General features: G+C 66.6%; 14 protein-coding genes and 1 pseudogene. 11 read left to right on the forward strand and 4 right to left on the reverse strand.

Features of this window, described 5'->3' with window-relative positions; translation table 11 throughout:
* Positions 1-21: 21 nt before the first annotated feature.
* From D0T21_RS02615 to D0T21_RS02625, 3 genes are read right to left on the reverse strand one after another with little or no spacing between them, the layout of a single operon-like run.
* On the reverse strand, positions 22-2,628 hold the full coding sequence (locus D0T21_RS02615) for a TonB-dependent receptor (protein WP_116988272.1): 2,607 nt from the start codon (positions 2,626-2,628) through the stop codon (positions 22-24).
* Between the two features lie 37 nt (positions 2,629-2,665).
* Positions 2,666-4,024 carry a HAMP domain-containing sensor histidine kinase gene (locus tag D0T21_RS02620; RefSeq protein ID WP_116988273.1) on the reverse strand — a complete coding sequence of 453 codons (1,359 nt, stop codon included), beginning with the start codon at positions 4,022-4,024 and terminating at the stop codon, positions 2,666-2,668.
* The gene (locus tag D0T21_RS02625) at positions 4,021-4,674 is read right to left on the reverse strand and encodes a response regulator transcription factor (protein WP_116988274.1); all 654 of its coding nucleotides are present in this window, start codon (positions 4,672-4,674) and stop codon (positions 4,021-4,023) included. The genes D0T21_RS02620 and D0T21_RS02625 overlap by 4 nt, the downstream gene beginning before the upstream one ends.
* Before the next feature lie 209 nt (positions 4,675-4,883).
* Between D0T21_RS02625 and D0T21_RS02630 the strand changes: the two genes are divergently transcribed.
* The 6 genes and pseudogenes from D0T21_RS02630 (at position 4,884) to D0T21_RS02655 (ending at position 12,196) form a co-directional block, all read left to right on the forward strand.
* The gene (locus tag D0T21_RS02630) at positions 4,884-6,245 is read left to right on the forward strand and encodes a TolC family protein (protein WP_116988275.1); all 1,362 of its coding nucleotides are present in this window, start codon (positions 4,884-4,886) and stop codon (positions 6,243-6,245) included.
* The gene (locus tag D0T21_RS02635) at positions 6,242-7,315 is read left to right on the forward strand and encodes an efflux RND transporter periplasmic adaptor subunit (RefSeq protein WP_116988276.1); all 1,074 of its coding nucleotides are present in this window, start codon (positions 6,242-6,244) and stop codon (positions 7,313-7,315) included. Before D0T21_RS02630 ends, D0T21_RS02635 begins: the two co-directional genes overlap by 4 nt.
* On the forward strand, positions 7,312-10,353 hold the full coding sequence (locus D0T21_RS02640; protein ID WP_116994262.1) for an efflux RND transporter permease subunit: 3,042 nt from the start codon (positions 7,312-7,314) through the stop codon (positions 10,351-10,353). Before D0T21_RS02635 ends, D0T21_RS02640 begins: the two co-directional genes overlap by 4 nt.
* 57 nt (positions 10,354-10,410) lie before the next feature.
* Positions 10,411-11,070: a hypothetical protein gene (locus D0T21_RS31550; RefSeq protein WP_147328016.1), complete on the forward strand. Its 660-nt coding sequence runs from the start codon at positions 10,411-10,413 to the stop codon at positions 11,068-11,070.
* Positions 11,071-11,283: 213 nt separating this feature from the next.
* Positions 11,284-11,718, forward strand: a pseudogene (locus D0T21_RS02650) (diguanylate cyclase domain-containing protein); the annotation flags it as partial.
* Between the two features lie 37 nt (positions 11,719-11,755).
* Positions 11,756-12,196 (forward strand): FKBP-type peptidyl-prolyl cis-trans isomerase, encoded by a 441-nt coding sequence (locus D0T21_RS02655; protein WP_199538387.1) that lies wholly within the window; start codon positions 11,756-11,758, stop codon positions 12,194-12,196.
* Positions 12,197-12,281: 85 nt separating this feature from the next.
* Here the strand turns inward: D0T21_RS02655 and D0T21_RS02660 are convergent, their stop codons facing one another.
* Positions 12,282-13,442, reverse strand: coding sequence for a glycoside hydrolase family 88 protein (locus D0T21_RS02660; RefSeq protein WP_116988279.1), 1,161 nt, complete (start codon positions 13,440-13,442; stop codon positions 12,282-12,284).
* A gap of 205 nt (positions 13,443-13,647) precedes the next feature.
* Between D0T21_RS02660 and D0T21_RS02665 the strand changes: the two genes are divergently transcribed.
* The 5 genes from D0T21_RS02665 (at position 13,648) to D0T21_RS02685 (ending at position 24,116) form a co-directional block, all read left to right on the forward strand.
* The gene (locus D0T21_RS02665) at positions 13,648-15,834 is read left to right on the forward strand and encodes a glycoside hydrolase family 88 protein (RefSeq protein WP_158567949.1); all 2,187 of its coding nucleotides are present in this window, start codon (positions 13,648-13,650) and stop codon (positions 15,832-15,834) included.
* A 10-nt stretch (positions 15,835-15,844) separates the two neighbouring features.
* The gene (locus D0T21_RS02670; protein WP_116988281.1) at positions 15,845-18,265 is read left to right on the forward strand and encodes a polysaccharide lyase 8 family protein; all 2,421 of its coding nucleotides are present in this window, start codon (positions 15,845-15,847) and stop codon (positions 18,263-18,265) included.
* A gap of 144 nt (positions 18,266-18,409) precedes the next feature.
* Positions 18,410-19,474 (forward strand): LacI family DNA-binding transcriptional regulator, encoded by a 1,065-nt coding sequence (locus D0T21_RS02675; protein WP_116988282.1) that lies wholly within the window; start codon positions 18,410-18,412, stop codon positions 19,472-19,474.
* Positions 19,475-19,650: 176 nt separating this feature from the next.
* Entirely contained in the window at positions 19,651-22,047 is a 2,397-nt protein-coding gene (locus tag D0T21_RS02680) for a TonB-dependent receptor (RefSeq protein ID WP_147328018.1), read from the forward strand.
* 80 nt (positions 22,048-22,127) lie between these two features.
* Positions 22,128-24,116, forward strand: coding sequence for a DUF2264 domain-containing protein (locus tag D0T21_RS02685; RefSeq protein WP_116988284.1), 1,989 nt, complete (start codon positions 22,128-22,130; stop codon positions 24,114-24,116).
* Positions 24,117-24,161 lie beyond the last annotated feature (45 nt).

Below are 24,161 nucleotides of genomic sequence, written 5' to 3' on the forward strand. Positions count from 1 at the left end.
GGTCCAAAATAGAGGGGAAGATCAATAAGTGAGGTTGACGCCGGCCTGATAGGTGGCGCCGTAGTATTCCCGCTGGATGGTGCGCTGCGAGGTGCCTTCCGCAAACTTGAGCGGCGTGTCGCTGAGGTTCTTCGCATTCAGATACAGCGACACGTGCTTGTTGAGCGCGTATGAACCGCCGAAGTCGTACGAGGTGCGACGCTCGGAATACACGTCGAGCGCCGCGCTGCCGCCGATGGCCCACAGATTGCGCGACAGGGCGTACATCCCCAGGCGCAGGTTCCAGGGGCCGGCCTCGTAGAAGACCGCGGCATTGACGGTGTTGCGCGAAGTCGATGGCAAGGTCGAGGTTTCGCCGGGCCGGATCTCGAAGTGCGAGTCGACAAAGGTATAGTTGGCGCTGGCCCCCAGGCCGCCCAGCCAGCCCGGCAAGGTGGTGAAGCGCTGCTCGTAGTTCAGCTCCAAACCGCGCGCCACCGACTTGCCGACATTGGCAAACGAATAGACGTGGGCGACGCCGACAAACCCGGCAAACAGACCATGGTTGGGGAAGGTCTGGCTGGTCTGGCTGGCCGCGATGTAATTGCTGATTTCCTTGTCGAAGATGCCGATGGAGGCGATGCCGGCGTTGGGCAAATAACGCTCGAACGACAGGTCGAAGGAATTGGCCGTGGTCGGCTTCAGGTCGGGATTGCCGCGGGTGACGGTGTTGGCGCCGGGATCGATATTGAGCGCAGCCGACACCTGGCTGAAGCCGGGCCTGGCGATGGTGGACGAGAAGGCCGCGCGCAATAGCGTCGATGCGTCCAGCTCATAGCGCGCCTGCACGCTGGGGAACCAGTTGACGTAGTTGCGGTCCCGGTTGTCCGGCTGGATCAGGGTATTGCCGTCGGCGTCGGTGCCCTTGGCGTTGGCCGCGTAGTTGGCACGCGTCGCCTCCACCCGCAGGCCTCCGGTGACGCCCAGCGGGCCGGAGCGCATCTGGTATTGGCCGTAGCCCGCGTAGACGTCTTCCTTGTCCTGTAAATACTGAAGCGCGGCGTTTTGGGCGTCGGAGCCGGACACGAACTGCTTGCTGCCATACAGGTTTTGCAGCAGCCCCGGCGTCAGCTGCGGACCGTTCTGATAGAGGCCGTCATAGAACGCGATGCCGGGACCTGCCGAGGCGGCGGTCAGCGGCAATGCCGGAAGATTGGCGTAAGAATAGGGCTGGCCGTTCACCACGCGCTTGCGCAGCCGGGCGCTGGCGCCTGCTTTGAAGCTTTCCTCCTCGTAGCCGCCAACGCGGGTATCCCATCTGAGATTGGCGGCCACCGACCATTCATGGTCCGAGATGTCCGTGGTGCTGTTCTGGAATTTGACCAGCGCGTAATTGGCCGGATTCAGATAGTCCGCGCCGTTCACGGTGAACGCCGGCACGTTGCCCGGCCCGCTGTTGGCGTAGCTGACGGTGGCCGCGCCGGATGGCGTGTAGTTGAAATCGGAATTGTAGTCGTGCATCTTGTTGTAGGAACCGCGCGTATAGCCCAGGCGATAGTCCAGCACCGCGTGTTCCAGCTGGTTTTTGCCGCCGGCCACGAAGATCTTGTTGTTAATGGTTTCCTGTTCATCGCGCAAGGTCTTGTCGAAGCCATTGGCGCCCATGCCGTCGATAAAGCCGCTGGCGGTGGCGACCGGCGCGCCGTCCGGCGTCACGGTCAGCCGCTGGCGCTGAACCGATTCGGTGTAGCCGGCGTCGAAGCCGCGGATGTAATAGCTGTTGCGCGCATCCGGCTGGTAGCCCAGGTCGATGCCGACGCCGTGGCGGCGGCGGTGATACTGGTACCAGCGCTGGTCCCAGCCGGCGTAGGTCAACGGGGCATGCACGCCGTCGTCGAGGAAGGCCGGTTCGACGTCGTCGATGCCGCGTTTGTCCTCGTAATAAGCCGCCGTGACGACGATCGAGAAAGGATGGTCCGAATAGACCGCTGCGCCGCCTTTGCCGGCGTCGCCGGCGCCGAAGCGGGTGCCGGCGGTGAGCGACAGGTCGGCGATGTTGGTGCCGCGCAGCGATTCGCGGCCGGTGCCGATGCGCGCTTCAAGGAAGGGCTTGCCGTTGCGCGGCGCGGTCTTCGGCGTGATTTCAATCGTGCCGCCCAGCGCTTCGGCATCCTGTTCCGGAAGATTGGATTTGGTCACCGTAATGGCGCCGACCAGGCCGGTGGGAATCGCGTCCAGCGCCACCGCGCGGCCGCCGCCGAACGGCGTGGCGTTGTTCGACGGCGGCAGCCGCAGGCCGCCGAAGGTCGTGCTGTTGAGATCGGCGTCGAGGCCGCGAATATTGACGAAGCGTCCCTCGCCGGTATCGGTCTCCAGCGAGATGCCGGGTATGCGCCGCACCGACTCGGCGATGTTCACATCCGGCAGCTTGCGCATCTCCGCCGCCGTCATCAGGTTGATCAGGTTGGGCGCCTGCTCCTGCGCCTGCCGGGCATTGGAGTTGGTCGCGCGCTGGGCATCCACCACGATCACCTGGATGGCGTCGCCGGACGGCGCCGGATCAGCCGGATCGGCCGCGTAGGCCGGCGCCAGGAACAGCTGGCTGATGAGAGCGGGAAGGATGGCGTGCTGGAACGGTCTGGTTTGCATACATGCTTTCATTGAGATGAAGTAGGTCTGAGAGGCTTCAGTTGATGCGGCTTTGCTGATCCGACGGCGCTACGGGCAGGACTATGCGCACCGTCAGGCCTCTGCCGTCGGGCTGGCTGGAACTCAGCGCGATCGTGCCCGCCATGCGCTGGACGATGTTGTGGACGATCGCCAGCCCCAGGCCCGAACCGGACTCGATGACCGCCGCGCCGCGATAGAACGCAGACAACACCTGCTCGCGTTCGTGCTCCGGCACGCCGGGCCCGTTGTCGCTGACGCGGATGTTCAGCGACGCGTCGAGGCAGGCGATATCGATGTCCACCTGGCCGCCCGGCTGGGTGTAGCGGATGGCGTTGTCTATCAGGTTGCACAGCACGGCGTGCAAGTCCATGGCGTTGGACTGCACGCGGCAAGCCATGTCCACGTTGGCGGTCAGAACGATCTGTTTTTTGTCGGCCAGCGGCAGCAGGTCTTCCAGCACGTTCTGGCATGCTGCGCCGACCGCGACGCTGTCCCGGTTCAAGGCATCGCGGCCTTGCAGGCGGGCCAGCAACAGCAACTGAGCGACCAGATGGCGCGCCCGCAAAATGCCGCGTTGCAGGGACTGCAATCTGGGCTGGGCCTGCTCGCTCAGATTCAGGCTGGCCAGCAGTTCCGTTTGTAGCGAAATGGCGGTCAGCGGCGTCCGCAATTCATGGGCGGCGTCGGCGACAAAGCGCCGCTGTTGCGCCATCGTCTGTTCTACGCGATGCAGCAAGCGGTTGATGGCGGCGGTGAATGGCAGGACTTCGCTGGGCACGTCGCGGTCGTCGAGCGCCGTCAATTGATCGTCGCCGCGCCGGTCCAGCTCGTTGGCCAGGCGCATGATGGGCGCCAGCATATGCCGTATCAGCGCGATCATCGCCAGCACCAGCACGGGAATCAGCACGGCGATGGGGACGATGGTGGTCTTGCCGGCGTTGTGCGCCACTTCATCGCGGACGGCGGTGCTCTGGCTGACCGCCACGCGATCGCCGCCGGGCAGGGTGCGGATGAACAGGCGCAGTTGCCGGCCTTGCACATCCAGGGTTTGCAGGCCGTCCGCAAGGTCGGCCGCCAGCGGGAGCGGGACGGCGCCGCCTTCCACTTCGCCCCAGGCGCCGTTGTGCAGCAGCTGGACCATGATGCGGGCGCCGACGTCCACCACGTTGTTGTCGAGGTCTTGCAGGCCGTAGGGTGTGGCCATATGGCGCCGCTTCGCCAGCGCCGACATCTGCCGCAACTGGTCGTCCTGCAGCTCGTTGACTTCATGGAAGGCCGTGCGGTAGGACACACTGCCGGCGATGCCGGCGGCGACCAGCATCACGCCGGCCAGGCACAACGCCAGCCTGACCTGCAGCGACCGCAGATGCCTCATTTGGCTACCGCCCAACCCATGCCGCGCACGTTGCGGATGGTTGATTGGCCGAACTTGCGGCGGATGGAGTAGATCAGGAATTCCAGCGCATTGCTCGACACGTCGTCGTCGCCCTGATACACCTCGCGTTCCAGCGCCTCGCGCGAGCGGATGGCTCCCGGCCGGGCGAGCAGCGCTTGCATCAGCGATGCTTCGCGCTGGGACAACGGCGCCTCGAACTCTCCCACGCACATGCAAAGGGAGTCGAGGTTGAGGCGGATCGCGTCGGTGCCGATGTGGCGTTCGTTTTGCTTGCGGTAGCGGCGCTGCACGCTGCGCATGCGCGCCAGCAATTCCGGCATGTCGAAAGGCTTCAGGATATAGTCGTCGGCGCCCAGGTCCAGTCCGCGTACGCGGTCGCCGAGGGCGTCACGGGCGCTGACTATCACCACCGGCAACAGCGGCGCATTCTGCTGCAAGGTTTGCATGACCGTCATGCCGTCGCAGCCCGGCAAGCCGAGATCGAGCAACACCATATCGTAGTTGGTGAAAAGTGCTTCCAGCGCCTTCTTGCCGTCGCGGATCCAGTCAACCACGCAATGTGCCTGCCTGAGCGCCAACTGCATCGCCTCGCCCACCATGTCGTCATCTTCCACCAGTAGTACGCGCATGCTGGGCCATCCTTTAACTCGCTGGCGCGGGACGATCCGGCGCCTTGAACAAGCGGCAAGTATGGCAAGCAAATATGTAGGCTTGATTACAGCAAACTTAGCTGAAAGACAGGGGGCGCGCAGGATTCGCGTTCGGGAGAGGTTTAACGCGCACTTAATTATCGCGCCAGTACGCTGCATGCATTGTTGACTCTGTCTGGACTCCGCTTATGTTACCGGCACTAAAAACTTCACTGCTGCGGCCCTGCCTGCTGCTGGCTGGCGCACTGGTGACTGCCTGCTCAAGCTACCAGCCGTTGACGCTACAAGAAGGCAAACCGGCCAGGTTGGTGGTCGATACGCGTAGCTTGCCGTTTCCGCCGATGGCGGCGCACCGCTTTGATCCCGACGATGGCCTCGATATCGTCGAAGTGGCCATGCTGGCCGTGGTCAACAATCCTGATTTGCGGCTGGTGCGCGATGACGCGGCGATCGCGCACGCGCAATCGTTCTCTGTAGGCTTGCTGCCCGATCCGCAGTTTTCCCTCAGCAGCGACCTGTCCAACAGCGGCGGGACGGGAGCCACCAAGGCCTTCAGCGCCGGCCTGAACTATGACATCACCAGCCTGTTGACGCATGGCGCGCTCCATCGCGCCGCCGACAACGATGCCGCCAAAACCGATCTCACATTGCTGTGGCAGGAATGGCAGGTAGCCTCGCAGGCGCAACTGCTGTTCGTCAAGCTTGTGCAGGGCCGCAAACAGATGGCCGTCTTGAACGATACGCGCCAGGTGTTCGCCGACCGTTATGCGCGCACTCGCCAGGCGCTCGACAGCGGCTTGGTGAACAGCGATGCCGTCGCCCCCAATCTGACGGCGCTACAGGACGTGGACCGCCAGTTGTTTGAGCTGAGTAAGTTGCAAAACCAGGCCGCGCACGAACTGAACGCCTTGCTGGGATTGGCGGCCGATACCGTCCTGGTGCTCCAGCCGGACAGCGATGCTGGCGCCGTGGATGCGACGCTGGTGCAGTCGGCGCTGGCCGATATGCCCCAGCGGCGCCCCGACCTGCGCGCGCTGCAGGCTGCGTATCAGGCGCAAGACCAGCGCTATCGCGGCGCGCTGTTGGCACAGTTTCCCGCATTGAGCCTCGGCTTCACGCGCGCGCGCGACTCCAGCAACGTCTATTCGAGCGGTATCGGCATCAGCATGTCGCTGCCATTCCTGAATCGCAATCGCGGCAACATCGCGATCGAGCAAGCCACCCGTCAAAAGGCTTACGACGAATACCAGGTGCGGGTGCAGGCCGCGCGCAGCGATGTCCAGCGCATCCTGACTGAACAGGCGCTCAACCTGGCGCAGGCCGCCAGGCTGGACGCCGACGTGCAGCAGCTGGCCCATGTGCTGGCGCGCAGCGACCAGGCCTTCCGCGCCGGCGATGCCGATGTGCTGGCTTATGCCCTGGCGCGCTCGGCGCTGCTGGCCAAGCAGCTGGAACGCATCGCCTTGCAACAAGCGCTGCTGGAACAGCGGATCGGCTTGCGCACCGTGCTCGGCATCGATATCACCAACCTTGAAAGTGCTCAACCATGACCCGAAAGAATTTGATCGCCGCTGCGCTGCTGCTGGCTTTGGCCGCTGGCGGCGCCTGGTGGTATGCGCACCCTGGCGCCGCCAGCGCGGCGGCCGGCGGCGACGAGGCCGGTGGCGCCAGCGTACTGGTGCAAACCGTCAAGATCAGCATGCAGCCCATGCCCTTGACCATGAACGTGTTCGGCGACATCGCCGCCGGCAAGGTCGAGTCGGAGAGCCTGCCCCAGGCCGGACAAGTAACGCGGATGGCTGTCGTTCCCGGCCAGGCTGTGCACCGTGGCGACTTGCTCGCCGTGCTGTCTAGCGATCCGAATGCCTTGGCGGCCTATGAACAGGCGAGCAGTGCGCTGGAGTTCGCCCGGCATGAGCTGAAGCGTCAGCAGGATTTGCTGGCCTTGCAGCTGGCGACGCAATCCCAGGTGGATGGCGCCGGCAAGGCGGTAGCCGACGCGAAGGCCGTGCTGGCGGCACAGACGCGCCTGAACGGCGCCCACGGTTCGGTCGACCTGACGTCGCAGGCTGACGGCGTGGTCGTCGCCATCCCTGTCGCGCAGGGCGACCGCGTGGCGGCCGGCGCCACCATTGTGCAGGTCGGGCGCACCGATGCGTTGAAGGTGCTGCTTGCGGTTGAGCCCGCGCAGGTCGCCGAGCTGAAACCCGGCATGAAGCTCACCCTCGTGCCACTTCAGGAGGGTGCGCCGGCGGTGACGAGCAGCATTGCCTCGATACAGAACATGGTCGATCCGAAGACCCAGATGGCCGGCGCGATCGCCTTGCTGCCGGCCGCGGCGCAGGCGCGCATGCCGGTCGGCACCCATCTGCAGGGCTTGATTGAACTGGGCAGCCGTCCGGCATGGCCGGCGCCGCGCCAGGCGGTGCTGGTCGACGACCAGGGCGCTTACCTGTTCCAGGTGGCGAACGGCCGGGCGCGTCGCGTGGCGGTGCGCAAGCTGGTCGAGACCGAGCGGACCATCGGCGTCGAAGGCGCGCTCGATGCGGCGTTGCCGGTGGTGGTGCTGGGGAATTACGAACTGAAAGACGGCGACGTGGTACGCGGGAGCACGCCATGAGTGTCGCGGCATGGGCCCAGTCGCACCGTCGTTCCATCCTGTTCCTGCTGCTGATGCTGGCCATGGCGGGCATGGTGGCGGCCTTCCATCTGCCGGTGTCGCTGTTCCCGACCATCTCGTTCCCGCGTGCCGTGGTGTCGCTCGATGCGGGCGACCAGCCGGCGGAACAGATGGAAATGCTGGTGACGCGGCCGGTGGAGGAGGCGGTACGGCGCGTGCCGGGCGTGCGCAACCTGCGTTCGACCACCAGCCGCGGCTCGGCGGAAGTGTCGATCAATTTCGATTGGGGGCGCGACATGGCCGGCGCCACGCTGGAAGTCAACGCCGCCATCGCCCAGATTCTGGGCCAGCTGCCGGCGGGCACGCAGATGACGACGCGGCGCATGGATCCGACCGTGTTTCCAATCATCGCCTATAGCCTGGTGTCCAGCACGCTGTCGCCGGTGCAGTTGCGCGACCTGGCTGAATATCAGCTGCGGCCCTTGCTGTCCAGCGTCAACGGCGTGTCCAGCGTGCAGACCATGGGCGGAGCGCTGGAGGAATACCGCGTGACGGTCGATCCGGTCCGCCTGCGCGCGCACGACCTGACTTTGGACGAGGTGGCGCGCACGCTGGCGGCGAGCAATGTCCTGTCGGCGGTCGGCCGGCTTGAGGATCACTACAAGCTGTACCTCGTCATGTCCGATAGCCGCCTGCAAAGCCTGGCGCAGATACGCCAGACCGTGCTGCGCAACGCCGCCGGCGCCATGGTGAGGCTGGCCGACGTCGGCACGGTGGAGCAGGCGGTGGCGCCGGAGTGGACGCGGGTGACCGCCGACGGCCGCGACGCCGTGCTGTTTTCGGTGTACCAGCAGCCCGGCAGCAGCAGCGTGCAGATCGCCGCCGACGTCAAGGCCAAGCTGGCGGAGTACCGGCACAATATCCCGGCCGGCGTGCATCTCGCCCGCTGGTATGACCAGAGCGAACTGGTGACGGAATCGGCGACCAGCGTGCGCGATGCGGTGCTGATCGGCATCGGCCTGTCCGCGCTGGTGCTGCTGCTCTTCCTGCGCAACGTCAAGGTGACGCTGATCGCGGTGGTGGTGGTGCCGGCGGTGCTGGCCAGCACGGTGCTGCTGCTGTCGGTGCTGGGCATGAGCTTCAACATCATGACGCTGGGCGGCATGGCGGCGGCGGTGGGGCTGATTATCGACGATGCCATCGTCATGATCGAGCATATCGTGCGCCGGTTGCAAGGCGGGCAGGGCGCCATGCACGAACGGGTGATTTCGGCGGCGATCGAATTTACCCGTCCGCTGGCGGGCTCCAGCGCTTCGACGCTGGTGATCTTTGCACCGCTGGCCTTCCTCAGCGGCGTGACCGGCGCCTTCTTCAAGGCGCTGTCCCTGACCATGGCGGCGGCCCTGTTCATTTCCTTCCTGCTCACATGGCTGGCGGTTCCGTTGTTGGCCGAGCGCTTCCTCAAGGCGAGCGATGCCGAACCGCATCCAGAATCGCGCCTGCTGCAATGGGTGCACCGGCATTACCGCAGAATGTTGCAGGCGCTGTTCCTCCGTCCGCTGCTGGTGCTGCCGGCGGTGGCGCTGCTGGTGATTGCCGGCGTGCTGGCGTTCCGGGCGGTCGGCTCGGGCTTCATGCCGGCGATGGACGAGGGCGGCTTTGTACTGGATTACCGCAGCCCGCCCGGCACGGCGCTGTCTGAAACCGACCGCCTGCTGCGCCAGGTCGAGCAGATCGTGCGCAACACGCCAGACGTGGAAAGCTACTCGCGTCGCACCGGCACGGGCCTGGGCGGCGGCCTGAACGAAGCGAACAGCGGCGATTTCTTCATCCGGCTGAAAGCGGCCAATCGCCGGCCGGTCGAAGCGGTGATGGACGATATCCGCGGCCGTGTCGAGCGCGATGTGCCCGGCCTGACGATCGAAATGGCGCAGCTGATGGAAGACCTGATCGGCGACCTGACGGCGGTGCCGCAGCCGGTTGAAATCAAGATTTTCGCCGACACGTCCGAGCAACTCAATCTCGCGGCGCAGCAAGTCGCCGCGCGCATCGCGAAAATCGATGGCGTGGTCGATGTCCGCAACGGCATCAATCCGGCCGGCGACGCGCTGTTGATACACATCGACCCGGCCAAGGCGGCACAGGAGGGCACCGATGTCGATGCGATCAGCAAGTCGGTCGACGCCATGTTGAATGGTGTGCTCACGACCCGCGTCGCCACCGGTTCGAAAATGGTGGGCCTGCGCCTGTGGATACCCAAGACCTTGCGAAGCACGGACACGGCGCTGCTGCAGCTGCAGATACGGGCGCCGGACGGCCACCTGTTCCCCTTGCAAAGGGTGGCGACGATGAAGGCGGTCACCGGCCAGCCGCAGATCGCCCGCGAGAACCTCAAGCGCATGGTGGCCGTGACCGGGCGTATCAGCGGGCGCGACCTGGGCTCGGTGATCGCCGACGTCAAGCAGGCGATGGCGCAGCCGGGCGCGCTGCCGGCCGGCGCGTATTTCACGCTGGGCGGACTCTACGAGCAGCAACAGATCGCATTCCAGGGCTTGCTGATGGTGTTCGCAGCGGCAGCCGCGCTGGTGTTCCTGCTACTGCTGTTTATGTACGAAAGCTTCCGCATCGCACTGTCGATACTGGTGACGGCGCTGCTGGCGGTGTCGGCGGTGTTCGCAGGTCTGTGGATCAGCCGCACGGAACTGAACATCTCGGCAATGATGGGCATGACCATGATCATCGGCATGGCGACCGAGGTGGCGATCTTTTACTACTCGGAGCAGCAGGAACTGATGCGCAGCATGCCGATGGAGCAGGCGCTGGTTGAAGCCGGCATCAACCGCATGCGCCCGATTGTGATGACCACGCTGGCGGCGATCCTGACCTTGCTGCCGCTGGCTTTCGCGCTCGGCAAGGGTTCGGAAATGCAGCAACCGCTGGCGATCGCCATCATCTCCGGCTTGGTGGTGCAGCTTCCCCTGGTACTGCTGCTGATGCCGGTGTTGGCCTATGTGACGCGCAGTCGGGATAAGGTCTAGGGGCGCAAGGGATGGCATGTCATAATTAAATTCTCCGACATCGAAGAGGAAACGCAAATGAACATTGATCGCATTTTCGAGACCACAAGATTCGTCAGCTGCGCAAATGCGCAAGCAGGCACACGAGACCATAACCGAGGTATTTTTCTATTTCCAGGACGTAATTGGCGCAGTGTTCTGTTGATGGCGCTTGCCACCGCTCTTTCTTTGGTGGGAAGCTTGTATGCGCAGGGAGCCTTGGCCCAAGTGCCAGGCCTCGCAGCTGCCACAAAGGGCAAAACAGCGTGCGAAGTTGTCCATCAAGCCGACGCCCAGGCAGCCCTTGGTGAAGCGGTGAAACCAGGAGAAGCGATGAATAGCCCATCTGGAGCGTTTTCGACTTGTGTGTACACCGGGATAGACTTGCCTTCCAATGTAGGCATCACTATCTACCGCTCAAACCAGGGTGCCGAGTTGCAATATCGCATGATATTGAAAGACATTCAACGCGACAAAAGTGCAGAGGCCTTAAAGGGATTGGGTGATGAGGCGCACGTCTGGTTCGAAGGTGATAATGGCACCATCGCCGTCAAAAATGGCAGCAGCGTTATCCTCATGATTGGCATTCAGCATGGCGTCTACCGTCCGGACCAATGGGAAAGATTAAAGCGAGTGTCGCGGGAATCGTTGCGCACCCTTGCCGAGGCCGCACTTCCGCGCACGAATCAATCGAAATGATATCGCCACGAGTCTGCTATACACCCGCGAGCTGTTCAAAATACGTACACTGACGGGATAGCCGCATGAGGTCGCCACATTTAGTGCACAATGATGCCGTCCCTGCTCATTCCCGTGATTCATGACCTCTCCGCATCCAGACTCCGAAGCCGTCGCCGACGCCGATCCCCTCGTTTATCGCACCCTGCTGGAATCCACCCGGGCCATCCCCTGGCGGGCGTGGACCACGAAGCCGACTACCGCGCCCTGACGCGCGATGGCGACTATGTCTGGATCCGCGATGTGGTGCACGTGGTGCGGCGCGCGGACGGCAGCGTCGATGCGCTGGTGGGCTTCATGTTCGACATCACCGAGCGCAAGCAGGCCGAAGACGCGCGCTTCGGCGGCGAGGAATTTGTGTTGCTGCTGCCGGCCACCGACGCGGACGCCGCCCGCAATGTGGCCGAGCGCTGCCGCAAACTGTTGCAGCACAAGGAAATCCCGCACGCCCGCTCCGGCGTCGGCCGCGCGGTCACCGTCAGCATGGGTGTCGGCACCATCGTGCCCGGCGCCCAAGACGACCGCAACGTCTTCCTGGACCGGGTCGACCGGCGCCTCTACCAGGCCAAGTCCGCCGGGCGCGACCGCATCTGCGATACCGAAACCTAATGCATTCCCGATTTTCCATTTCAAACGAAAGTACAAGATGAAACAACTGCTGTCCACCTGTGTTATCGGCCTCACCCTGACCTTGGCCCTGGCCGGCTGCGAGCGCGCCAAGGCGCCGCAAACCGCCGCGGCCGACGCCACCCCTTTGCAAAAGATCGACACGGTGGTCGGCACCGGCAAGGAAGCATTGGCCGGCGTGACCGCCATCGTCAACTACACCGGCTGGCTGTACCTGCAGGGTGCGCCGGCGCAGCACGGCGCGCAGTTCGATTCCTCGATCGGCCGCGAGCCGTTCAGCTTCCCGCTGGGCGCCGGCCGCGTCATCCCGGGCTGGGATGAGGGCGTCAAGGGCATGAAGGTCGGCGGCAAGCGCACGCTGATCGTGCCGGCCGCCATGGGTTACGGCGAAAACGGCGCCGGCCCGATCCCGCCGAACGCCACCCTGATCTTCGACGTCGAATTGCTGGACGTGCGCTGAGTTATTCCGCGCCGGATATGAAGAAGGGCAGCTCACAGATGTGGCTGCCCTTTTTTTGCATTCACGCGTAGCGATCCCGCATCCCTCAGGCGAAATACGGTGTCCAGTTTCGCTCTGCGCGCATCAGCGCTTCCAGGTAATAGTAATCGCCCCACAGGGTCGCCTCATCCACTCCCGCCTCCGCCAGCCGGTGATACACGCCGTGCCGCAGCAAGCCGTCGCAGGCGGGCCGGGCGCCGGCGCAGTGGGTGATGAGGGCATCGAGCAGGCGCTGGCCTTGCTGCGCGTAGTGCTGCTGGCGCGGACTGCCGGGTTCCAGTTGCGCCACAATCTCCTGCAGGCCGCAGACGGCGATGGCGACGGCCGAGCTGTCGCGCGGCTCGCCGCTGTCGTGCGCCAGGCTGAGGTCCCACAGCGCGATGCCATCAGCAGGTAAATGCGCGAGGAAGTAATCGGCCGTCTTGATTGCCGTGTGCAGCAATTTCAGTTCCGGCAGTTGGCGATGGTTGAGGGCAAAGCCGTAGATGGCCCAGGCTTGGCCGCGGGCCCAGCACGATTGGTCCGACAGCCCCTGGTGGGTCGAGATGCGCAGCGCCGAACCGTCGACCGGATCGAGGTGCACGGTATGGTAGGTGGCGCCGTCAGGCCGGACCAGATGCTGGCGCATGCGCTCCAGGTGGCTGGCGGCGGCGTGGCGGAACTCGGCGCGGTCGGTGGCCCGCGCCGCCCAGTGCAGCAGCGGCAGGTTCATGGCGCCGTCGATGATCACGCGGCCGCGCTGCTGCGGATCGTCCGGCGTGCCCCACGATTGGATGACGCCGGCGCCAGGCAGGAAGCGCTGCAGCAGCAACTCGGCGGCCTCGATGGCACACTTGCGGGCGCCGGGCACGGCGGCCAGCACATCGGCCGGAATGCAGCTCAGCTGGTACAGGAAGCCGATGTCGTGGTTGCCCAGATCGTCACGATGCGCCAGGCGCCGCATGAAGCTGGCCGTTTGCACGGTGGCGGCCTGTTTGTAGCGTTCCGCGCGGGTGGCGGCGTACGCCAGCCACAGCTGGCCGGTCCAGAAGCCGGTGGTCCAGCCCACATTGGCACCGGCGGCCAGGCCGTCGAGTTGGCGCGGCTGGTAGTGCTGGCCCTCCGTGGTGTCGCCCGGGAAGGACGACGCGAAGTCGGGCAGCAGGGCGTCGATCTGGCGCAGCGCCTGTGTCAGTGCGGAGGCCTGGCCGGCGGTGGATGTGGTCATGCGGGGACGGAAATGTAAGTCATGAGGTTAACGTTATCATAAACTACTAGCCAATTCAAGCATTTAGCCATCCGGTACGCCCTCCGGCCCCTGCCAGGATGAAAATTTCTGGGTCGGCCCGGATTTTTATGTGGTATCGTTAACCTATTCGATGCCGGCACACCTGCCGGACCCATTTGTTCCTTTAACCTTGGATGGATCGCTTATGTCGCGCAGCTTACTTGCTCCCTTCCCCCTGGCTAGCTTGTGCGCCAGCCTTTGCCTGCTGGGCGTAGCCGGCACGGCGCTGCCGCCCGCCGCGGCCGCGAGCGTCGCCGTGCAGCCGGCCGTGCCGGCCCCGCAGGCGGTGCTGGCGATGATGGAGCGGGTGGCCGACTGGCAACTGGCCCATCCCACCACCTATCCCGCCGACGACTGGACCGAAGGCGTGGGCGACGCCGGCTTCATGGCGCTGAGCGGGATCTCGGGCCAGCGCAAATACCGCGACGCCATGCAGGCCCGGGGCGAGCAGGCCGGCTGGAAGCTGGGGCCGAGCCGTTATCATGCCGATGACCAGGTGGTCGGCCAGACCTATGCCGAGCTGTATCTGCAAGTGCGCGATCCGCGCATGCTGGCGCCGATGCGCAGCCAGTTCGACGCGGTGTTGGCGGAGCCGCGCGAAGGCACGCTCGACTTCCTGGTGCCGGGCGTGCTGCACCGCTGGTCGTGGTGCGATGCCTTGTTCATGGGGCCGCCGACCTGGGCGCGCCTGAGCGCCGCCACCGGCGATCCGCGCTACCTGGAATTTGCGATCAGCCACTGGTGGAAAACCTCGGACTACCTGTACGACCAGAGCGAGCACCTGTATTTCCGCGACAGCCGCTACTTCCAGCAGCGCGAAGCCAATGGCAAGAAAGTGTTCTGGGGACGCGGCAACGGCTGGGTCATGGGCGGGCTGGCGCGCATGCTGCAGTACATCCCCGACAACCATCCGGAGCGGCCGCGCTTTGTGGCGCAATTCCGCGACATGGCCGAACGCATCGCCGGCCTGCAGCAGGCCGACGGCCTGTGGCGCGCTAGCCTGCTGGACCCGGGTAGCTACCCGAACCGCGAAACCAGCGGCACCGCGCTGTACACCTATGCGCTGGCCTGGGGCGTGAACCAGGGCTTGCTGCCGCGCGCCGTGTACGGCCCGGTGGCGCAGCGCGCCTGGCAGGCGCTGAGCTCGCACGTCGAGGCCGACGGCCGCCTGGTGCATGTGCAGCCGATCGGCCAGGACCCCAAGCATTTTGATCCGGCCTCGACCGATGTGTTCGCGGTCGGCGGCTTCCTGCTGGCCGGTGGCGAAATCTACCGCATGGGCCTGGAGCAGGGCGGCGTGCGGCAGGTCGCGGTCGCCAACCCCGGCCCTTTGCGTCGGCAGGAGGAGAGCCTGGAAGTGCCGGGCGCGGGCGCCGACATGGCGCTGGTCGACAGCCTGACGGCGCGGGTGCTGCCGGTGCAGGCCACCGAGCGCGGCCTGTTGTTCCAGGCCGACCTGGCGCCGGGTGAAACGCGCCGCTACCTGCTGTTGCCGCGCAGCCGGCTGGCGGCCCAACCGCCGGTCGATGCGCGCGCCCACGCCCGCTTCGTGCCGGAGCGGATGGACGACTTCGCCTGGGAAAGCGACCGCACCGCGCACCGCGTGTACGGCCCGGCCATCATGACCGACCCGCGTGAAATGCTGGTCAGCAGCGGCGTCGATGTCTGGTCCAAGTCGGCGCACCGGCTGGTGCTGGACGAGTGGTACCGGCGCGGCGACTACCATCTCGATCGCGGCGAAGGCCTGGACTTTTACCACGTGGGCCAGACCCGCGGCTGTGGCGGGCTCGGCATCTACGACGGCCAGCGCCTGCACGTTTCGCGCAACTACAGCAGCTGGAAAGTGCTGGCGGACGGCCCGCTGCGGGCGGTGTTCGAATTGCGCTATCCGGCCTGGGACGCGGCTGGCCGCCAGGTCGAGGAAACCCGGCGCGTGTCGATCGATGCCGGCAGCAATTTCAGCCGCATCGAAAGCCGCTTTGCCAGCCCGGGCGCGGCGCCGTTGATGGTGGGCGTCGGCATGGTCCGGCGCGACGGCGCCGGCCAGTATCGCGAAGACCGGCGTGGCTGGATGAGCTATTGGGAGCCGCAGCACGGCGCCGACGGCAACGCCGCCTGCGCCATCGTACTGCCGGGCGCCACCGGCTTCGTCGCGCAGCAAGGGCAATATCTGGCGCTGGCGGCGGCCACGCCGGGCCAGCCGCTGGTCTATTACCTGGGCGCCGGCTGGAGCAAGAGCGGCGATTTCCCGGACGCGGCGGCGTGGGAGGCCTACGTCGCCAACCGCGCGGCGCGGCTGGCGGCGCCGTTGGCCGTCAGCGTCTCGCCATAAGCCCGGCGCCATGCGTAAGCGACCGCAACGCTGGATGACAGCGGTGGCGCTGGCCGCCAGCCTGGTGACGGCCAGCGCCACCGCAGGCGAGCCCTACGGCGACCTGCTGGCGCGCTGGCAAGCGCGCCTGAACGGCGGGCCGGCGCTGGTGCGCGACGACGCGCTGGTGGCGCCGCTGCTGCAGGCCCAGGCGCGCCAGGCCCAGGCGTGGCTGGCCAGCATGCGCGTCCCGCAGGCGGCGCTGCCGCTGTGGGATGACGCCGCCCGGTTTGCGCATCCGCAGGGCTTGCTGGCGTCGGCCTGCGTCACCACCAACGCGGCGCGGCTGGCGCAGATGGCGCTGGCCTGGGGCACGCCCGGCACGCCGTCCTATCACGATGCGGCGTTGGGCGCGGCCGCCGTGGCCGGGCTCGACTGGCTGGTGCGCCAGCACTACAGTGCCGGCCGCGCGCCGCTGGGTAATTGGTGGGACTGGCAAATCGGCGCCCCGCTGCATCTGCTGAATGCGCTGGTCATGCTGGACCGGCGCGTGCCGCCCGAACTGGCGCAGCGCACGCTGGCCGCGGTGGCCTGGTTTGTCCCCGATCCGAACTGGCGCACGCTGCCTGACGGCCGTCCCGGCCCGGTGCAGGAAACCGGCGCCAACCGGCTCGACAAGGCCTTGCTGGCCATCCTGCACGGCATGCTGGCGCGCGACGGCGCCCGCATCGGCGCCGGCCGCGACGCCATCGGCGCCGCGCTGCGGGCCGTCGATCACGGCGACGGCTTTTACCGCGACGGTTCCTTTGTCCAGCATGGCGACATCGCCTACACCGGCAGCTACGGCGCGGTGGCGCTGGCCGACCTGGCGCGGCTGCTGTATCTGCTGGACGGCTCGGCCTGGCCCTTGTCCGATGCGGGCGCCGGCCAGGCGCTGCGCTGGGCCCGCAGCGCCTTCGCGCCGTGGCTGATCGATGGCGCCATGCCGGACGCGCTGCGCGGCCGCAAGCTGTCGGCCAGCGAGCTGAGCGACCACCTGGTCGGACGCGGCGTGATCGCCAGCCTGGCCAGCCTGGCGCAGCAGGCCGGGCCGGCAGACGCGGCCGCGCTGCGCGCCGCCCTCAAGGGCTGGATGGTGCGCGACCACAGCTTTGGCCCGTCGTATCTGGGCGCGCCGGGCGGTCCGGGCGTGGCCGGCCTGGCGCCGTATGAGCTGGGGCTGCTGCAGGCGATAGGCGCGGACTCCGGCATACCGCCCGCGCCGGAAGCGCCGGGCGCGCTAGTGTATCCCGCCATGGACCGGGCGCTGCTGCGGGGCGCCGGCTTTGCCGCGGTGTTGAGCATGAGTTCGCCCCGCATCAGCGCCTTCGAATTCGGCAATGGCGAAAACCTGCAAGGCTGGTGGAGCGGCATGGGCGTGCTGGCGCTGTACGACGCCGACCAGTCCCAGTACGGCCACGGCTACTGGGCCATGGTCGATCAGCGCCGGCTGCCCGGCACCACCACCGATCACAGCGGCAGCGGCCGGCCGCAGGAGTGGCACCCGTATCGCAACGATCAGGCCTGGGTCGGCGGCGCGGCGCTGGGGCGGGATGCCGCGCTGGGCATGGCGTTCAGCCTGCGCGGCGTGACCGGCTCCGACCTGGAAGGCAAGAAGTCGTGGTTCCTGCTGGGGCAGCGCATCGTGGCGCTGGGCGCCGGTATCCGCGCCAGCGCCGCCGGGGTCGAGACCATCGTGGCGAACCGCCGGCTGGGCGACGCCGCCGGCGCCGTGCTGTTGGTCGACGGCGTGGCATTGCCCACCGGCGGCGCCGACGGCGCACGCTGGGCCCATCTGGCCGATCCGGCCGCAGGCAGCGCGCTGGGCATGCTGTTTCCGCAAGGGGCCGCGCTGCGCAGCGAGCGGGGCGAGCGCCGCGGCAGCTGGCGCGACCTGAATGAGCAGCAAAGCGCGGCCGTGCTGGCGGCGCCGTTCCAGAGCCTGGCCATCGCCCATGGCGCGGCGCCGCGCGCCGCGCGTTATGCCTACGTGCTGCTGCCCGGCGCCAGCGCGCAACAGACGGCGGCGGAAGCGGCCGCGCCGGCGCTGCGCATTGAAGCCAATGACGAGGTGGTGGCAGCCGTGGCCGATCCGGCGCGCGGCGTGTATGCCGCCAACTTGTGGCGCGCCGGCAGCGCACCGCGCGCCGGGCGGCCCTATCTGCAGGCCAGCGGCAGCGTCGCGGTGGTGCTGCGCCAGGCCGGCGGCCAGCTGGAGTTGGCGCTGGCCGATCCGGCGCGGGCCGGCGGGGTGCTGGAATTGCAGCTGGCCCAGCCGGTAGCCGCGCTGCTGGAGGCCAGCCCCGGCGTCAGCGTGCTGGCGCTGGCGCCTACGCTGCGCCTGCGCATCGCGCTGGACGGAACGGCCGGTGCCACGCTGGGCGCGCGCTTCCGTCTGCCGGACGCGCCTTGACAGCGGCCGGGGCGGCCTGCAACATGGCGCCGCCTGTGGTTTTTTTGTGCGGGCGCTGGAAAAGGCTTGCTGGCGGACTAGGTGGCTGGTATCGTTAACACAAATGATCGCTTTGAAGGCGGTCAATCACTCGGATGAGGCGGTATGAAGCAGAAATCGGTAACCCTGGTGCAAGTGGCGGCAAAGGCTGGCGTGTCCGTGATGACGGCCTCGCGCGCCATTTCCGGCGAAGGCTATGTGTCCGACGACACCCGCGCCAAGGTGCAGGCCGCCGTCGCCGAACTGGGCTATGCCACCAATACGCTGGCGCGCATGATGAAGGGCGGGCGCACCAATGTGATCGGGGTGGTGGTCAACGACCTGGCCTCGGTGGTGGTCAACGCCTTTGTCTCGGCGCTGACCGAGGAGGTGCGCAAGTACCAGATGGACATGTTCATCTACAACTCGATCGACGATCTCGACCAGCAGGCCGGACGCCGCCACCGCGATTTGCTGCATGGCTTGTGGGATGGCCTGATCTACGTGCTGCCGCGCATGAGCGACGATTACCTGGCCACGCTGGAAGCGAGCCCCAGCCCTATCGTGCTGGTCAATTTCTGCCGCCGCGAGACCAGCTTGCCGGTGGTGTTGGGCGACAATTACAACGGTGCGCGCGATGCCGTGGCCAGCCTGGTCGGTCTGGGCCACCAGCGCATCGCCTTTATCCGTGGCACCCATTTCAGCGGACAAAGCGCCGAACGCGAGCGCGGCTATCGCCAGGCCATGCACGACGCCGGGTTGGCGATCGACGAACGCTGGGTGATGAAGGGCACGTTCAGCGAGCTGTCCGGCCTGGAGGCGGGACGGGCGCTGCTGGCGCTGGACCAACGGCCGACGGCGATTTTCGCGGCCAACGATGAAATGGCGATCGGCTGCATGAATGCGCTGCGCGCCGCCGACGTCGCGGTGCCGGGCGAGATCTCGCTGGTCGGCTTCGACGATGTGCAGGCGGCCAGCCTGGTGCAGCCGCGCCTGACCACGCTGCGCCATCCGATCGCGCAGATGGCGCAGGCGGCGGTGCAGGAATTGATGCGCCGCATCCAGCAGCAGCCGGGGCTGCGCCAGCGCATCGAGTTCCCGAGCGAGCTGGTGATACGCGAATCGGCCGGCGCGGCCCCTCAGGTGGCTGCGGCGCGCGTCTCCCGATCCCGCAAGACAGCGGGGTCTTGAATGGACATGCCCGGCGCGGGCCGGGCATGTCCATTTTTTTTCGGCAGCGTGTGATAACGTTCACATAGCCGGTGGCACAGAATTTGAGCGGGGCGCCAGGCGTTTCATTCAATGGGGAAATCCGAAAGTCAGAAAAATCGGAAGCAGTTCTTATATTATTCAAACGAGGAGATATGATGAGAGCAGACCAACAAGACAACGGCGCGCCATTGGCGCTGCGTCCACTGAGCTACGCGGTGGCACTGGCGGTGCTGGGCATGGCGGGCAACGCCTTGGCGCAGCAGGCCCCCGCCCAGGGCAGCGAGCTGCAACTGGACCGGGTGGTGGTGACCGCCAATAAGCGGGCCCAGAACCTGCAGGACGTGCCGGCCGCGATCACGGTGCTGAGCGACGCCACGCTGCAGCGCGAAAACGTCAAGGGCATCGACGACCTGCCCAACCTGTCGCCGGCGGTGACGGTCAGCTACAGCAGCCATCCGGGCAACTACAGCATCAATATGCGCGGCATCGGCACCTTCTCGTTCGGCATCGGGGTCGAGTCGGACGTGGCCGTCATCGTCGACGATATCCCGCTGGCGATCCAGGCCAATGCCTTCAAGGACTTGACCGACGTGTTCCGGATCGAGGTGCTGAAAGGCCCGCAAAGCACGCTGTACGGCAAGAGCGCGATCGCCGGCGCGCTCAACATCACCACCGCGCCGACCCGCGGCCCGATGCAGTTCAAGACCAGCGGCTACTACAGCAGCGACAAGGAGTCGCGCCTGTCGGCCACCGTCACCGGCTCGGTCAGCGACACCCTCAGCATGCGCCTGGCCGCCAGCAAGACCAACTTCGACGGCCTGGTCAACAACCTGCACGACGGCAGCCATCTGAACGGCAACGCCGGCCAGTCGCTGATCGGCAAATTCGACTGGGCCCCGGTCGAGGGCCTCGACGTCGTGATCAGCCCGCGCTACAACGACACCAAGAATACCTGCTGCGTGATGCCGTTCACCTCGGTCAGCCCGGGCGGCTACTACAAGAAAAATCCGCTGCTGCCGATCGCCACGGTGCTGCCGGGGGTGAACTTCTCGTCGACCAATGTGGACGTCGTCAACGACTTCCCGAACGGCGGCAACTCGCACGACGCCGGCCTGGGCGTCAAGGTGAACTACACCTTCCAGGAAGGTTCGGCGCTGGCCGACTACACGCTCAGCTCGATCACCTCGTACGCCAACTACAGCATGTTCGACTCGCAGGACGGCGACGGCACGGCCACCGACGTGGTGCAGTATGAAACCCCGGCCGGCTTCCACGGCGGCCTGCAGCAGTACGGCAAGTTCGGCACCCAGGCGCGCAGCCAGGAACTGCGCCTGACCTCGCCGGACAAGGGCGCGTTCCGCTACGTCGCCGGCCTGTGGTATGGCGACAACCAGTTGCAGCGCGCGCTGACCCGCGGCCCGATCACCACCTACGTCACAGCCTGGGAAGCGACCGCCTTCAACACCAGCTACGCCGCGTTCGGCCAGTCGTCGTGGAGCATGACGGACAAGACCAGCCTGCTGACCGGCGTGCGCTTCAACCGCGAGAAGATCGGCTATACCTACACCCGCTACACGCCGCCGCCGGCAGCCCGGGTGCAGACCGAATACTACCAACGCGACGACACCGAGAACAAGGTCACGGGCCGCATCGGCCTGGAGCACCAGCTCACCCCGGACCACATGATCTACGGCCTGGTCTCGACCGGCCACAAGGGCGCCGCCTACGACCTGACCAGCAGCTTCGGCGCCGCCAACGCCGCGCTGCCGCCGGTGCCTGGCGAGAACGCCAAGAACTACGAGCTGGGCGCCAAGCTGAGCCTTCTGAACAACCGGGCGCTGGTCAACCTCGCGCTGTTCCGCACCGATTTCACCGGCTTCCAGCAGTCGGCCGGCGAGGTCGACGCCGACGGCATCTTCCGCACCACCTTGCACAGCATTGGCGCGCTGCGCACCCAGGGCCTGGAAGTCGATGCGATGATGAAGGTCAGCCGCGAGCTGTCGCTGAATGCCGCCATCGGCCTGGTCGACGCCAAGATCCGCGACTTCCCGAACGGTCCCTGCTACACGGTGCTGAACGCCGACCACAGCGCGGCGGTGCCGAACGCGGCCTGCTCGGTGGACCCGCGCTTCAACAACACCAAGGTGCAGAACCTGTCGGGCAAGGTCTTGCCGAACGCGCCGAAGATCAAGCTCAACCTTGGCGCGCAGTACGAGCTGAAATTGGCCGACCAAAGCTTCGACGGTTTCCTCAACGGCAGCTATCACTGGCAGAGCGAAACGCAGTTCGGCCTGAACCAGGATCCCGGCACCATCCAGGGCGCGTATGGCATCGCCAACCTCGGCCTGGGCATCAAGGACAAGGGCGGCCGTTATACACTGAGCCTGTTCGTCAACAATCTGTTGGACCAGCGCTATGCGGCCAACCTGGCCAACACCCTGGCCAATCCGACGTATAGCACGGCGAGCACCATCGTCAACACCACCTCGTGGACTCCGCCGCGCGACTACACCCGTTACTTCGGTGTGCGCCTGGACCTGGCGTTCAAGTAAGCTGTAGCACTAGGAAGGGCGGCCGGCGGGCCGCCTTTCTTTTGTCGGGCCATCAAGGCGCCCGGTGACTGGAGACTGATATGAATGAACGACGCCGCGCGTTGCGCTCGCTTGCCGGCCTGGGCCTGGCCACGCCGCTGTCCGCGCTGGCCGCGCCCCTGGCCGCCGCGCCGGACCAGGGACGCGCCGAACTGGCCGCCCTGCAGCAGAAAATCAACGGCCACGCGCAATTGCCGCCGACCTTCAATCCGCTGGCCGGCAATCCGCTGCGCACGCGCGCCGATGTGGTGCGCGGCATCAAGGACCTGTATCTGCCGCTGACGCCGTATTACTCGCAGGGCGGGGCGCGGGTCCGGCTGGATCCGTCGGCCACCATCTTCGACCAGGCGGCGGTGGACCTGGAGGGCTTTGCCCGGCCGCTGTGGGGCCTGGCGCCGCTGGCGGCCGGCGGCGGCGCCGACTTCGTCGACTGGGACCTGCTGCGCCGCGGGCTGGCCAACGGCACCGACCCGGAACACCCGGAATACTGGGAAGCCTGCGCCGACCGCGACCAGCGCATGGTGGAACTGGCCGCCGTCGGCTTTGCGCTGCGCCTGATTCCGCACCTGTTGTGGCAGCCGCAATCGGCGCGCGCCAAGAAAAACATCGCCGCCTATCTGCAGAACGCCTATGGCCGCAGCTTCATCAGCAACAACTGGATGTTCTTCCGCCTGATGATAGGCCTGGGCCTGCGCGCGGTCGGCGAGCCGGTCGATGTGGCGCTGATGGCGCAGTACGAGCAAGCCCTCGGCGCCTTCTACCTGGGCCAGGGCTGGTATCAGGACGGCGCCTTTCCGCGCGCAGACCACTATGTGGCGTTCGCCTTCAATTTCTACGGCGCCCTGTACAGCCGGCTGGGCGCAGGCCTGCCCGGCGCCCAGCGTTGCGGGCAGCGCGCGGCGGAACTGGCGCCGCACTTTGCGCACTGGTTCGCCGACGACGGCGCCGTGATACCGTTCGGCCGCAGCCTGACCTACCGCTTCGCCTGCGCCGCCTACTGGTCGGCGCAGGCCTTGACCGAGACCCCGGCAATGGGGTGGGGGGAGCTCAAGGGCATGATCCTGCGCCACCTGCGCTGGTGGTCGCGGCAGCCGATCGCCCATCGCGACGGCGTGCTGTCGCTGGGCTTTGCCTACCCCAACCAGCAAGCCACCGAGACCTACAGTTCGGCCGGCTCGCCGTACTGGGCCTTCAAGGTGTTTGCCTTCATGGCGCTGCCCGAGCAGCATCCGTTCTGGACCACGCCGGAGCAGGCGCTGCCGGCCGAGCGCGGCCCCGCCACGCTGCCGCAGCCGGGCATGCTGCTGTTCCATCCGGCCGGCGACGCCATCGCCCTGTGCAGCGGCCAGGAGGAAATCAAATCCTGGCTGCGCATGGGCGCCGAGAAGTATGCGAAATTCGCCTACTCGGCGCACTACGGCTTCAACGTGGAAACGGTGGCCAACCAGTACGAGTCGGCCAGCTTCGACAACATGCTGGGCTTCAGCCGCGACGGCGTGCATTTCCGCGTGCGCGAAGGCAACCAGGTGGCGATGATCGCCGACCAGCTGTTGTATGCGCGCTGGTCGCCCGACGAGGACATCACGGTCGAGACCTGGCTGTTGCCGGCTTCGCCGTGGCATATCCGGCTGCACCGCATCCGCAGCGCCGTCTCCTGCCACGTCACCGAGGGCGGCTTCGCCATCGAGCGCCGCCCGCATGGCCAGGCGCAGCAGGGCGAGGGCAGCGCCTGCCTGGTCACGGACCAGGACCTGTCCGGCATCCGCGACCTCGGTTCCAGCGTGGCGCGCAGCGGGCGGGTGCTGGAGGCCGTCCCCAATTCCAACCTGATCAATCCGCGCAGCAGCGTGCCGCAATTGCGCGCCACGCTGGCGCCGGGCGTCACCCTGCTGTTGACGGCGGTGCTGGCGCAGCGCGATCCGCCGGCCGGCCGGCTGGCATGGGAGCGGCCGCCGGCCGCGCCCGCCATCGAGGCGCTGGAGCGCATCATCCGCGACAGCGGCGTGGCGGTCGGCACGATGCGCCGTTGAGCGCGGCGCAGCGGCGTGGCGTGGCCGACACAGCTGCGCCGCTTG

Origin of the sequence: Duganella sp. BJB476, from assembly GCF_003416895.1 — a bacterium.
Lineage (GTDB): Bacteria > Pseudomonadota > Gammaproteobacteria > Burkholderiales > Burkholderiaceae_D > Rugamonas.